Origin of the sequence: Bacillus methanolicus MGA3 (assembly GCF_000724485.1) — a bacterium.
Classification (GTDB): Bacteria; Bacillota; Bacilli; order Bacillales; family Cytobacillaceae; genus Bacillus_Z; species Bacillus_Z methanolicus_A.
In genome coordinates, this window is the sequence record NZ_CP007739.1 from 36,249 (window position 1) to 48,372 (window position 12,124).

The 12,124-nt window shown below is 38.2% G+C and carries 14 protein-coding genes and 1 rRNA gene; 14 read left to right on the forward strand and 1 reads right to left on the reverse strand.

Annotated features, from left to right (window positions below; genetic code table 11):
* The first annotated feature begins 67 nt into the window (after positions 1–67).
* The 12 genes from rrf (at position 68) to rsmI (ending at position 8,037) form a co-directional block, all read left to right on the forward strand.
* Positions 68–183: ribosomal RNA gene (rrf, locus tag BMMGA3_RS00170) — 5S ribosomal RNA — on the forward strand.
* A gap of 218 nt (positions 184–401) precedes the next feature.
* Positions 402–605 (forward strand): sigma factor G inhibitor Gin, encoded by a 204-nt coding sequence (locus BMMGA3_RS00175; protein WP_003347109.1) that lies wholly within the window; start codon positions 402–404, stop codon positions 603–605.
* A gap of 95 nt (positions 606–700) precedes the next feature.
* Entirely contained in the window at positions 701–2,137 is a 1,437-nt protein-coding gene (locus BMMGA3_RS00180; protein ID WP_003347112.1) for an aminotransferase class I/II-fold pyridoxal phosphate-dependent enzyme, read from the forward strand.
* Positions 2,138–2,187: 50 nt separating this feature from the next.
* Positions 2,188–2,826 carry a dTMP kinase gene (gene tmk, locus BMMGA3_RS00185; RefSeq protein ID WP_003347113.1) on the forward strand — a complete coding sequence of 213 codons (639 nt, stop codon included), beginning with the start codon at positions 2,188–2,190 and terminating at the stop codon, positions 2,824–2,826.
* Positions 2,827–2,941: 115 nt separating this feature from the next.
* Positions 2,942–3,271 carry a cyclic-di-AMP receptor gene (locus BMMGA3_RS00190; protein WP_003347115.1) on the forward strand — a complete coding sequence of 110 codons (330 nt, stop codon included), beginning with the start codon at positions 2,942–2,944 and terminating at the stop codon, positions 3,269–3,271.
* Between the two features lie 23 nt (positions 3,272–3,294).
* Positions 3,295–3,735, forward strand: coding sequence for a YaaR family protein (locus BMMGA3_RS00195; protein WP_003347117.1), 441 nt, complete (start codon positions 3,295–3,297; stop codon positions 3,733–3,735).
* A gap of 13 nt (positions 3,736–3,748) precedes the next feature.
* Positions 3,749–4,756: a DNA polymerase III subunit delta' gene (gene holB, locus BMMGA3_RS00200; protein WP_003347119.1), complete on the forward strand. Its 1,008-nt coding sequence runs from the start codon at positions 3,749–3,751 to the stop codon at positions 4,754–4,756.
* Complete coding sequence (locus BMMGA3_RS00205; RefSeq protein ID WP_003347121.1) at positions 4,749–5,576, forward strand: competence/sporulation regulator complex protein RicT; 828 nt, start codon at positions 4,749–4,751, stop codon at positions 5,574–5,576. The genes holB and BMMGA3_RS00205 overlap by 8 nt, the downstream gene beginning before the upstream one ends.
* Before the next feature lie 136 nt (positions 5,577–5,712).
* Positions 5,713–6,090, forward strand: a complete 378-nt coding sequence (yabA, locus tag BMMGA3_RS00210) for a DNA replication initiation control protein YabA (RefSeq protein WP_003347122.1) — start codon at positions 5,713–5,715, stop codon at positions 6,088–6,090.
* A 76-nt stretch (positions 6,091–6,166) separates the two neighbouring features.
* Positions 6,167–6,910 carry a tRNA1(Val) (adenine(37)-N6)-methyltransferase gene (locus BMMGA3_RS00215; RefSeq protein ID WP_003347125.1) on the forward strand — a complete coding sequence of 248 codons (744 nt, stop codon included), beginning with the start codon at positions 6,167–6,169 and terminating at the stop codon, positions 6,908–6,910.
* Complete coding sequence (locus BMMGA3_RS00220) at positions 6,897–7,190, forward strand: GIY-YIG nuclease family protein (protein WP_003347127.1); 294 nt, start codon at positions 6,897–6,899, stop codon at positions 7,188–7,190. Before BMMGA3_RS00215 ends, BMMGA3_RS00220 begins: the two co-directional genes overlap by 14 nt.
* The gene (rsmI, locus tag BMMGA3_RS00225; RefSeq protein ID WP_003347129.1) at positions 7,162–8,037 is read left to right on the forward strand and encodes a 16S rRNA (cytidine(1402)-2'-O)-methyltransferase; all 876 of its coding nucleotides are present in this window, start codon (positions 7,162–7,164) and stop codon (positions 8,035–8,037) included. Before BMMGA3_RS00220 ends, rsmI begins: the two co-directional genes overlap by 29 nt.
* A 101-nt stretch (positions 8,038–8,138) precedes the next feature.
* Here rsmI and BMMGA3_RS00230 read toward each other — a convergent pair whose 3' ends face one another.
* Positions 8,139–8,429, reverse strand: a complete 291-nt coding sequence (locus tag BMMGA3_RS00230; RefSeq protein ID WP_003347131.1) for a transition state genes transcriptional regulator AbrB — start codon at positions 8,427–8,429, stop codon at positions 8,139–8,141.
* Between the two features lie 645 nt (positions 8,430–9,074).
* On the opposite strand from BMMGA3_RS00230, the gene metG reads away from it, so the two are divergent.
* Together metG and BMMGA3_RS00240 are read left to right on the forward strand one after the other, a co-directional pair.
* Positions 9,075–11,027, forward strand: coding sequence for a methionine--tRNA ligase (metG, locus tag BMMGA3_RS00235; RefSeq protein ID WP_003347133.1), 1,953 nt, complete (start codon positions 9,075–9,077; stop codon positions 11,025–11,027).
* 141 nt (positions 11,028–11,168) lie between these two features.
* A complete protein-coding gene (locus BMMGA3_RS00240) occupies positions 11,169–11,936 on the forward strand; it encodes a TatD family hydrolase (RefSeq protein ID WP_003347135.1) in 768 nt (255 codons plus the stop codon).
* Positions 11,937–12,124 lie beyond the last annotated feature (188 nt).

A 12,124-nucleotide genomic window follows, 5' to 3' on the forward strand; every position in this document is an offset into this window, starting at 1 on the left:
ACTCATTGTTCTTCACTTCTGCATAACATTATCTAGTTTTGAGAGAATGAAATCTCAAATGAATAGGTCTGGTGGCGATGGCGAGAAGGTCACACCCGTTCCCATACCGAACACGGAAGTTAAGCTTCTCAGCGCCGATGGTAGTTGGGGCATTGCCCCTGCGAGAGTAGGACGCTGCCAGGCAAAATGAAAGAACAACCAAAATCGGTTGTTCTTTTTTATTTTTGTTAAACTAAATCCCTCAATTATATTGAAATAAAAAAAGAAAACCTCTATAGACATACACTTGATTGCAAAAGAAAACATACAATAAATCAAGAAGCTTTTTTCGTGAAACTATTCTAAAAATTGTATACAAATTGTTTTGAAGGGACAGAATAAGGTGTATGGAGGTGGAGTTAATGAGCTATTTGTTTGCAAAAGAACAACTCGGGGAAACATGTGTAGTTTGTGAGCAAGTGAAATTAAAAGGCATACATATATATACTTCGTTTATCTGCACGGAATGTGAGCAGGATCTAATTAACACGGAAACAAATGATCCAAAATATAAACATTATTTAAAACAGCTTAAAAAAATTACAACACCTGAAATATATTCTTAACAGGTCCCTTGCTTAAAGGGGCTTTATTTTTTTTAACTTAACCATTTTATTTGTTAAAATAAATGAGAATCTTAGCAGAAAGAGTACGGTGAAATATGGATCAGACAATTACACCTTTATATCATGCACTTCTTTCACACAACAATAGAAAGCCTATTTCCTTCCATGTCCCGGGACATAAATATGGTCACGTTTTTCCGGAAGAAGGAATTCCTTTTTATAAAGAAATTTTAAAAATTGATGCAACAGAGCTTACTGGCCTGGATGATCTTCATTCTCCTGAAGGTGTGATTTATGAAGCCGAAGAGTTGCTGTCGAATGTATACGAGACGCAAAAGAGCTTTTTCTTGGTCAATGGCACAACTGGCGGAATACTTGCTATGATACTTGCGGCAGCTGGAGAAGATGATGTTGTACTTGTACAGCGTAATTGCCATAAATCGATCTTAAATGGGATTGCTCTTGCAAAGGCAGCTCCTGTTTATCTTGGCCCTGAATTTGATCATAATTGGAAAATAGCCGGGTCAGTCTCCTACGAGACAGTAGAAAAAGCGATTCACTTATATCCGAATGCAAAAGCAATCATTCTTACATATCCGAATTACTACGGCCTTGTATACGACTTGGAGAAGATAATCCGTCTTGCTCATCGGTATGACATACCTGTATTAATCGATGAAGCACATGGTGCTCATTTTATTGCTGGAGAGCCATTTCCGAAGTCAGCATTGCAGCTTGGAGCAGATATTGTCGTCCAATCGGCTCATAAGACACTTCCAGCCATGACAATGGGATCTTTTTTGCATTTTAACAGTAAATTTATTTCGCAGGAACGTCTCGTTCAATATTTGCAGATTGTCCAATCGAGCAGCCCTTCTTATCCGATTATGGCATCGCTTGATTTGGCCAGGAGTTATATAGGCACATACAATAAAGCGGATCGGGAATACGTAATCGGGAAAATTGATCAACTAATCGATAAATTAAGGAATATTGATAAAATTAAGGTTTTATCCTATCAAGAAGGAGACAGCGATCCTTTAAAGATAACGATTCAAACAAATTGTTCATTAAATGGTTTCGAGTTACAAAAAAGGTTTGAAGAACAAGGAGTCTATTCAGAACTGGCAGATCCATATAATGTTTTGCTCGTATTGCCCTTGTTAAAGGCAGGACATGACTATCCATTTGAACAAGCAGCAATAAAAATTGCTAAAGCCTTAGAAGAGGTGCCTTTCTCGAATAAAAATAGGACGCCGATTTTTTATAGCAAACAGGCTGTATCTGAACCGGCAATTAGCCGAAGAGCAATGAACAGATTAACAACCCAATGGATTTCCTTGGCGGATGCGGCCAATCAAATTTCTGCCGAATTTGTTATTCCATATCCTCCGGGCATTCCATTTTTATTCCCTGGGGAATTGATTACAAATGAATCCATTGAACAGTTGCAATTTTTACTCAAGAGCGGAGCCAGGTTCCAAGGTGGGGAAAGGTTAAAGGCAGGAGAGATTAAGGTATATAAAGTTTAAAAAAGTCATTATTTCAATACAGAAAGAGTCATCATCTGGGGGTAAATAAAATGAAAAAAGGTGTTTTTATTACTGTGGAAGGACCTGAAGGGGCTGGAAAAACTACCATTATCGAAATGTTGGCCGATGAGCTCGAAAGGGAAGGGCATAGAGTGCTTAAGACACGAGAACCCGGCGGAATAGAGATTGCCGAACAAATTCGCAAGGTTATTCTTGATAAAAGCAATACGGCTATGGATCCGCGAACAGAAGCATTGCTTTATGCAGCAGCACGGAGGCAGCACCTTGTAGAAAAAGTGAAACCAGCTTTAGAATCAGGCATGATTGTGATTTGCGACCGTTTTATTGATAGTTCGCTTGCTTACCAAGGTTATGCCAGAGGTCTGGGCATTGAGGAAGTGTTCTCGATTAACCGTTTTGCGATTGAAGGGATGATGCCTGAGCTCACTTTTTATTTTGATATTGAACCGGAGCTGGGTTTCAAGCGAATAAATCAGCATAAAGGCAGAGAAGTAAATAGACTCGATCTTGAAACAATGGAGTTCCATCATAAAGTTCGAGAAGGTTATTTGCTATTAATGAAACTATTTCCTGAAAGGATTTATAAAATTGATGCCTCGAGAACAATAGAAGAGGTATGCGAAGAATCAAAAGCGAAAGTAAAACAACTGTTAGAAATGTATAGGTAATCATATATTTACTATCCGAATCCTTTACCGCAGGAAAGATTTCTCTCATCGAACATCATAACTGTTATAATAAAAGAAAAATGGAAATCGGAAATACTTACAGGAGGATGAGAGAATGAAACTAATTATTGCTGTCGTTCAAGACCAAGATAGCAACCGCCTTTCAACTGCGCTGGTCGAAAATAATTTTCGGGTTACAAAACTAGCAACAACAGGCGGATTCTTAAGATCCGGAAACACTACTTTTATGATCGGGACTGAAGATATTAGAGTGGAAAGATGCTTGCAAATTATAAAAGAAAATTGCCGGTCTAGAGATCAATTAGTGGCACCGGTTTCGCCAATGGGAGGAAATGCAGATTCCTATGTTCCATATCCTGTAGAAGTTGAAGTTGGCGGAGCAACTGTTTTTGTAGTGCCGATTGAACAGTTCCTTCAATTCTAGCAGTATGTTTCCGGGGGTAAGACATGAAAATTAATCAAGATCTTCGTTTAAACATTGATAATAGCAGAAAGGAAACAAAGCTGCAGTCAAGAAATGGAATAAAATTTAATGAATTTGTCCAAAAGTATGACCAAAAAATGCAAATGGAAAAACTCCAGCAGCTTATAAAGGATATTGATGATGCAGGAGAAAGGCTTTTGCGGTCCCAAACATTTAAGGATTTGGCAAAATTCAAAACTCTTGTGAAACGTTTTGTAAAGGAAACAGTTGAATTTGGAATGCAGTTAAAGCAATCTCACAGCTGGAATCAATTTGGACAAGGAAGATCTTTAAAAATTGTCGAAACGATTGATCAAAAATTGGTTGAGTTAACGGAAGACATATTGGAAAAAGAAGAAAAATCAATGAATTTACTGGAAAAAATCGGCGAAATAAAAGGCCTTTTGATTAATTTATATACGTAAGAGAGTGATCGGATTGGCAAAGACATGGACACAACTGGAAGAAATGCAGCCGTCGGTTTTAAAAATGTTAAAAAACAGCTTGATCAAAGACCGTCTGGCTCATGCGTACTTGTTTGAAGGAAAGCGTGGGACAGGAAAAAAAGAAGTTGGGCTGCTCTTGGCGAAAAGCTTGTTTTGTCAGTCACCATTAGAAGGATATATCCCGTGTGAAGCTTGTATGAATTGCAGAAGGATTAATAATGGGAACCATCCGGATGTTCATATTTTGGAACCGGATGGCCTTTCAATTAAAAAAAGCCAGATTCAAGCTCTTCAGGAGGAATTCTCTAAAACAGGGGTTGAATCGAAGCAAAAACTTTACATGATTATCCATGCAGACCGGATGACAGTTAACGCAGCTAACAGTCTATTAAAGTTTCTTGAAGAGCCAAACTCTGAAACAACTGCTATTTTAATTACAGAACAGATTCAACAAATTCTTCCAACGATACTTTCCAGATGCCAGACGATTTCTTTTAAGCCTTTGTCGCCACAAATGATGATATCCCGACTTACAGCGAATGGAGTCACCCCAAACTTAGCTCCAATGCTAGTCCAAATAACTAATAATTTAGAAGAAGCATTGGAATTAAGTCATGACGATTGGTTTGCACAAGCTCAAAAAATAGTGTTAAAATTATATGAAATGCTGACGAAAAATCCTCTTGAAGCAATGGTTCATCTTCAAGATCAATGGTTTCAGCATTTTAAAGAGAAAGAACAGCTTGATCGTGGTTTAGACTTATTCCTTCTTATTTTTAAAGATTTACTATATATACAGCTTGGTATGCATGAGAAAATTGTTTATCTAAATGAAAAGGCCCGTTTAGAACAGTTTGCCCTCGAAACATCCGGACGTCGTCTTACCGAGCAGATGACTGCTATTTTGGAAGCAAAAAGAAAGCTGCATGCCAATATGAACCCGCAGCTGTTAATGGAACAGCTTGTGCTTAAATTAAAGGAGGGATCTTCATTTGTATGATGTTGTAGGTGTACGTTTTAAAAAAGCGGGAAAAATCTATTATTTTGATCCCGGAGATCTCTCAATTCAGAAGGGCGATTTTGTGATTGTTGAAACTGTTAGGGGCGTGGAATACGGAAAAGTGGTTATTGCCCGAAAACAGGTTGATGAACATGATGTTGTCCTTCCTTTGAAAAAAGTCCTTCGAATTGCAGATCAAAAGGATCGGCTAAAGGTTGAGGAAAATAAAGCTGCAGCGAAAGAAGCCTATGAAATTTGCTGTGAAAAAGTGAATGAACATCAGCTCGATATGAAGTTAGTTGATGTAGAATACACTTTTGACCGGAATAAAGTTATTTTTTACTTTACAGCGGACGGGAGAGTTGACTTTCGGGAGTTGGTAAAAGACTTGGCTTCGATCTTTCGCACAAGAATTGAATTGCGTCAAATAGGTGTTAGAGATGAAGCAAAAATGCTGGGTGGTATCGGCCCATGCGGGAGAATGCTGTGTTGTTCGACATTTTTAGGTGATTTTGATCCTGTTTCAATTAAAATGGCGAAAGATCAAAACCTTTCTTTAAATCCTACCAAAATTTCCGGCTTATGCGGCAGGCTTATGTGCTGTTTAAAGTATGAAAATGATGAATATGAAACAGCAAAAGAACAGCTTCCTGATTTAGGAGAAATAATAGATACTCCACATGGATCTGGAAAAGTTGTTGGTTTAAATATATTGGAACGCGTTCTTCAAGTGGAATTAATGGGACAGGAACGCGTACTTGAATACACTCTCGATGAAGTTTTAAAAGAAGGTGCGGTTTCGATTCAATCCACAGACTAAGAGAAAACAAAAGAGACGACCAGTAAGATTCGTCAAGCATAACTTAGTCTCTAAAAGGATTTGATTTGGAGGCCATGGATAAAACAGTTTGACCTTGAGAAGCTAGGAGCCGCAGCCGGACAATGAGGTGGAACGAGTGGATAAAAAAGAAATCTTTGATTCAGTGAGTAATATGGAAGCACAAATTGGCCATTTATATAAGCAGCTTGGTGAGTTAAAACAGCATGTAGCAGAAATTTTGGAAGAGAATAACTCTCTAAAGCTGGAAAATGAGCATCTTAGACGCCGTCTGGAGATAACCACGGAAAATCAAAAGCAGCAAAAACCAGGGAAAGAGAAAAAGGCCGCAGACCAAACGGGGCCCGTTGATAAAAATCCGTTTGATATTGGCGAAGGCTATGATAACCTTGCCCGGCTTTATCAGGAAGGTTTCCATATTTGCAATGTGCATTTTGGAAGCCCCCGCAAAGAAGGAGATTGCTTATTTTGTTTATCTTTTTTAAATAAGAAATAATGGACAGCCTTCCTTGGATTTGGGAAGGCTATTTTTCATAAGATAAATTCATCATTAAAAGGTGGAGAAAACAAGGATGGTCAATTTAAAAGATGATGAACGTTTAGACTATTTATTAGCAGAAGATTTGCGGATCATCCAGAGTCCGTCTGTGTTTGCTTTTTCTTTAGATGCCGTATTGCTTTCAAAGTTCGTCTATGTACCGATTCAGAAGGGGAACTTAATTGATTTATGCAGTGGAAATGGAGTGATCCCTCTTTTTTTAAGCAAGAGAACGAAAGGAACAATCACTGGAGTCGAAATCCAGGAGCGGCTGTACGATATGGCTGTTCGAAGCATTGAATATAATGAATTGGAAAATCGGATTCACATGATCCATGGGGATATTAAAGACATGCCAAAACAGTTGGGCTATGGCAAGTTTGATGTCGTGACTTGCAATCCTCCTTACTTCCCTACCCCTTCCCATGAAGAAATTAATTTGAATGAACATCTCGCCATTGCCCGCCATGAAATTTTTTGTACATTGGAAGATGCAATACGGGTCTCTAGCCATTTGGTAAGGCAGGGCGGAAAAGTGGCGTTTGTCCATCGGCCAGGAAGGCTCCTTGATATTGTAACGCTAATGAGGAGCTATCAACTGGAACCAAAACGGATTCAATTTGTTTATCCAAAACAAGGGAAAGAAGCAAACACTCTTTTAATTGAAGCGATAAAACATGGGAACCCGGATATAAAAATTTTGCCACCCCTATATGTGTATAATGAAAATAACGAATATACTCCGGAGATAAGAGAGATTTTGTATGGAAAAATCTAACCACTTCTTTTATGTCCTTGAATGCAAGGACGGCTCTTTGTATGCCGGCTATACAAATAATCTGGAAAAAAGGCTCAAGCTCCATAATGAAGGGAAGGCTGCCAAATATACAAGAGGACGAGGGCCAGTCAAACTTGTTTACTCTCAGCAATTCAATGATAAAAGTGAAGCACTTAAAGCTGAATATCAATTTAAAAAATGGACACGAAAAAAGAAAGAGGAATACTTAATGAAGGAAACGGGTGGTTTATATGTGGCAGCAAAAAAGTTTTCAAAATGAAGATAACAAAGGCATCCTTTACCTTGTCCCTACCCCAATTGGCAATTTAGAAGATATGAGTGTTCGAGCTGTAAGAATCCTGAAAGAAGCTGATCTTATAGCTGCCGAGGATACAAGAAATACTAAAAAACTTTGCCATTATTATAAAATTGAAACTCCGCTTATCAGTTACCATGAACATAACAAACAAACAAGCGGAGAAAAAATAATTTCCAGGCTGAAAGAGGGAGCAAACGTTGCCCTTGTAAGTGATGCAGGGATGCCGGCTATTTCCGATCCCGGATTTGAGTTAGTCGAAATGGCAGTAAACGAACATTTGCCGGTTGTTCCTCTCCCGGGGGCAAATGCAGCTTTAACTGCTTTGATTGCTTCTGGTATTTCCACTCAGCCGTTTTATTTTTACGGATTTTTGAACCGCCAGAAAAAAGAAAAGAGAAAAGAACTCGAAGCCCTTGCAGAGCAAACAGCAACACTCATCTTTTATGAAGCTCCTCACAGGCTTAAAGATACTCTTATCTTACTGAAGGAAATAATGGGAGACCGCCGTATGGCGATTTGTCGTGAGTTGACAAAAAAATATGAAGAATTTATTCGAGGCACAGTTTCGGAAATGATTGAATGGGCTGCAACAGACGAAATTAGGGGAGAGTTTTGCTTGATTGTAGAAGGATCATCTTGTCCAGCTGAACAGCAATCAACATGGTGGGGAAAATTAAGCATAAAAGAGCACGTTGAGCATTATATTACAGCGAGGAATATGAGTTCGAAAGATGCCATTAAGCAAACGGCAAAAGACAGAGGAATAAATAAACGGGATGTATATTCTGCTTACCATATAATAGAATAAATGTTCAAAATCAAAGGGTCAGACCCCTCCAATACACATATAGATAAATTTTTACAAAACTATTCTATATAGTCATTGGTGGAGGGTGTCAGACCCTTTAATTATTTGCTTTCTGTAAATTGGAAATTTTCCTGAATTTCTTTAAGAAGCAGCTCTGCACCTTCGCGGCTAAGAATTAATTTTCCGCCGGCTAAAGAAATGTTTTCATCAGAAACTTCGCCAGTTACATGGCAAGTCATATTTGGTTTGTATTTTTTTAGGATAATACGATCATCATCAACATAAATTTCTAGAGCATCTTTTTCAGCAATTCCAAGTGTACGTCTTAATTCGATTGGAATAACCACACGGCCTAATTCATCAACTTTACGAACAATTCCAGTAGATTTCATGATTTTTATCTCCTCTCAGGGTTTCTCTTTTTCTATTTCTTTCGTCATTATTCGACATAAATTTTACGTTTTTTATAATACCAGGCTTTCCCATAAACGTCAATAATTTTGTTTTAAATTTCCATAGAAATTTTTTACATATGATCAAACCATTGATATACAAGGGTTTAACCATGCATCTTATTTACGTTCTCTGTTGTCGAAGAAAAATAATCGTCTTTTTTGTTTATAGAAAAATAGATTCATAATTCAACAACATTCGACAATATTCTACAATATTCTACAAAACCTGCATTTCCTTATTTTGTTTATATACTTCGAACATGCTATCTGATTTCTGTACGGTTTTAAAAAAAATATAACAATTTTTTTTAATATGAGGTTTTAAATAAGCTGCTTACGCTTTTCTTATTGCACTTTTTCACATTTTTAGGTATATTTTGATGATATAAGAGGTTATGCTGAGATTATAAAGAAGACATGTTCGTATCTTTCTTAAAAGATGAATGATGAATTGCCCAATAAAAGGCAGGACATTTTTTAATTCGGCTCTCGTCCCTTTGGGCGAGGCTTTTTTACATGTGGATATCTTTAAAATAAAATTAGACAAGACCGGTTCCGGACTGTGTTTAAGGAGGGAATATTGTGGAGGAAAAATCTAAGACTTTTTATCTGACAACACCAATCTATTATCCAAGCGGAAATCTTCATATTGGACATGCCTATACAACTGTTGCCGGTGATGCAATGGCAAGGTATAAGCGATTGCGTGGTTTTGACGTTATGTTTTTAACCGGGACTGATGAACACGGCCAAAAAATTCAGCAGAAAGCACAGGAAAAAGGAGTCACTCCTAAAGAATATGTCGATGAAATTGTAGCAGGTATTCAAGATCTTTGGAAAAAACTTGATATCTCCTATGATGATTTTATTAGAACGACTGAAGATCGACATAAAAAGGTTGTCGAGAAAATTTTTGCGCGCCTGCTAGAACAAGGGGATATTTATCTGGGTGAGTATGAAGGCTGGTATTGTACACCGTGTGAATCATTTTACACAGACTATCAGCTTGTAGACGGGAATTGCCCGGATTGTGGAAGGCCTGTTGAAAAAGTAAAAGAAGAATCATATTTCTTTAGAATGGGCAAATATGTAGACAGGCTGCTCAAATATTATGAAGAAAATCCTGATTTTATTCAGCCTGAGTCACGTAAAAATGAAATGATTAATAATTTCATTAAACCGGGTCTTGAAGATCTTGCAGTATCCCGAACAACATTTGATTGGGGCATAAAAGTGCCGGGTGACCCTAAACATGTTATCTATGTTTGGATTGATGCCCTTACTAACTATATCACAGCTCTTGGTTACGGTTCTGATGATGATGAGAAATTTAGAAAATACTGGCCTGCAGATGTCCATTTAGTTGGGAAGGAAATCGTCCGTTTCCATACGATCTATTGGCCAATTATGCTGATGGCTCTTGACCTTCCGCTTCCGAAGAAAGTTTTTGCACACGGATGGCTGTTGATGAAGGACGGGAAAATGTCAAAATCGAAAGGGAATGTAGTTGATCCGGTTACATTGATTGACCGTTATGGTTTAGATGCCCTGCGCTATTATTTATTGCGGGAAGTTCCATTTGGTGCTGATGGGGTGTTTACACCTGAAGGGTTTGTTGAACGAATCAACTTTGACCTTGCAAATGATCTCGGAAACCTTTTAAACCGCACGATTGCCATGATCGAGAAGTATTTTGACGGGGTTATCCCGGCTTATCGCGGTTCCGAAGCCAAGTATGATCAAGAGCTGCTTGAAATGAATAAAGAAACCGTATTGAAATATGAAGAAGCAATGGAAAAAATGGAGTTCTCAGTTGCCTTAACGAATGTATGGCAGCTGATCAGCAGAACGAATAAATATATTGATGAAACTCAGCCGTGGGTATTAGCAAAAGATGAGGGCAATAAGGAACAATTAGCCAGCGTGATGGTTCACCTTGCTGAATCTTTACGCAGGATTGCTATATTGTTGCAGCCATTTTTAACGCGTACTCCTCATAAAATTTTTGAACAGTTAAATATTCAAGATGAAACCTTGACTTCCTGGGACAGCCTTGATCAGTTCGGGATTATTCCTGAGGGAACGAAGGTTGTGAAGGGGGAACCGATTTTTCCTCGTTTAGATATTCAGGAAGAAGTGGATTTTATTAAGGCTAAAATGCAAGGAACTTCTCCTGCTGTGGAAAAAAAGAAAAAAGAAGAGCCTGAAACTGAAGAAATTGCGATTGATGATTTTATGAAAATCGATTTGCGAGTTGCAGAAGTCATTCATGCCGAGCCAGTGAAAAAGGCTGATAAGCTTCTCAAGCTCCAACTCGATTTAGGATATGAAAAACGCCAAGTTGTATCCGGGATTGCCCAATATTATAAGCCGGAAGACTTGGTTGGACGCAAGGTTATTTGTGTAACAAATTTAAAACCGGTTAAACTGCGCGGTGAGCTTTCTGAGGGAATGATTTTAGCAGGAAGCAAAGATGGCACTTTATCTTTGGCGACTGTAGACCAATCACTGCCTAACGGAGCAAAAGTAAAATAGTACAATATTGAACATAGAAATGTTTCACGTGTAACAGGCAATCGCGGCGAAACATTTCTATGTTTTTTATTAAACCTAACTTCTAAGATGAGAATTAGGCTACTATGTAATAAAAGGAACATCTAAAGGAGAAATTGACAAATGTTATTTGATACACATGCACATTTAAACGCAGATCAGTTCAAAGATGACTTAGAAGAAGTAATCAATCGAGCAAAAAAAGAAGGCGTCAACAATATCGCCGTCGTTGGCTTTGACCGTCCCACCATCAAAAAAGCGATCGAGCTTGCTGAAAAATATGACTTTATTTTTGCCTGTGTCGGTTGGCATCCTGTTGACGCGATTGATATGACGGAGAAAGATTTGCATTGGCTGGAGGAACTTGCGTCTCATCCAAAGGTTGTGGCTCTTGGGGAAATGGGATTAGATTATTATTGGGATAAGTCCCCTAAAGAAATTCAAAAAGAAGTTTTTCGCAAGCAAATCCGCCTCGCTAAAAAAGTGAAGCTGCCGATTGTCATTCATAATCGGGAAGCAACAGCTGATATAGTAGAAATCTTAAAAGAGGAAGGTGCTTGGGAAGTCGGGGGAATCATGCATTGCTTCAGCGACAGCATAGAAATAGCCCGAGAATGCATCGAGATGAATTTTTATATCTCAATTGCAGGTCCTGTTACGTTCAAAAATGCGAAAATGCTAAAAGAAGTGGCAGAGGCCATCCCTTTGGAACGCTTGTTAATTGAAACTGATTGCCCATATTTAGCACCCCATCCATATCGTGGAAAACGGAATGAACCGGCATATGTGAAGCTTGTTGCCGAACAAATTGCGGGAATTAAGGGGCTGTCCGTCGAGGATGTAGCGAAGGCTACAACTGAAAATGCAAAAAAATTATTCGGCATAATTTGATAAGGAATATTGTCGAAATTTGAGGGAGCTTGTCCGATTTTTTTCTTATTCTATAAAGTTCTACATACATTCTTTCATTCATAGGATAACCATGTCGAGAAGTCTCCCTTTCCTTTCCAGATAAAATCTTGCATAATATGAAATATGTTTAGGTAGGAGGTGCATGAATGAGTACGTTTGTGTGTGGA

Coding starts and splice junctions, on each gene's coding strand:
- BMMGA3_RS00175 (WP_003347109.1), top strand. CDS start 402: ATGAGCTATTTGTTTGCAAAAGAACAACTCGGGGAAACATGTGTAGTT.
- BMMGA3_RS00180 (WP_003347112.1), top strand. CDS start 701: ATGGATCAGACAATTACACCTTTATATCATGCACTTCTTTCACACAAC.
- tmk (WP_003347113.1), top strand. CDS start 2,188: ATGAAAAAAGGTGTTTTTATTACTGTGGAAGGACCTGAAGGGGCTGGA.
- BMMGA3_RS00190 (WP_003347115.1), top strand. CDS start 2,942: ATGAAACTAATTATTGCTGTCGTTCAAGACCAAGATAGCAACCGCCTT.
- BMMGA3_RS00195 (WP_003347117.1), top strand. CDS start 3,295: ATGAAAATTAATCAAGATCTTCGTTTAAACATTGATAATAGCAGAAAG.
- BMMGA3_RS00215 (WP_003347125.1), top strand. CDS start 6,167: ATGGTCAATTTAAAAGATGATGAACGTTTAGACTATTTATTAGCAGAA.
- BMMGA3_RS00220 (WP_003347127.1), top strand. CDS start 6,897: ATGGAAAAATCTAACCACTTCTTTTATGTCCTTGAATGCAAGGACGGC.
- rsmI (WP_003347129.1), top strand. CDS start 7,162: ATGTGGCAGCAAAAAAGTTTTCAAAATGAAGATAACAAAGGCATCCTT.
- BMMGA3_RS00230 (WP_003347131.1), bottom strand. CDS start 8,429: ATGAAATCTACTGGAATTGTTCGTAAAGTTGATGAATTAGGCCGTGTG.
- BMMGA3_RS00240 (WP_003347135.1), top strand. CDS start 11,169: ATGTTATTTGATACACATGCACATTTAAACGCAGATCAGTTCAAAGAT.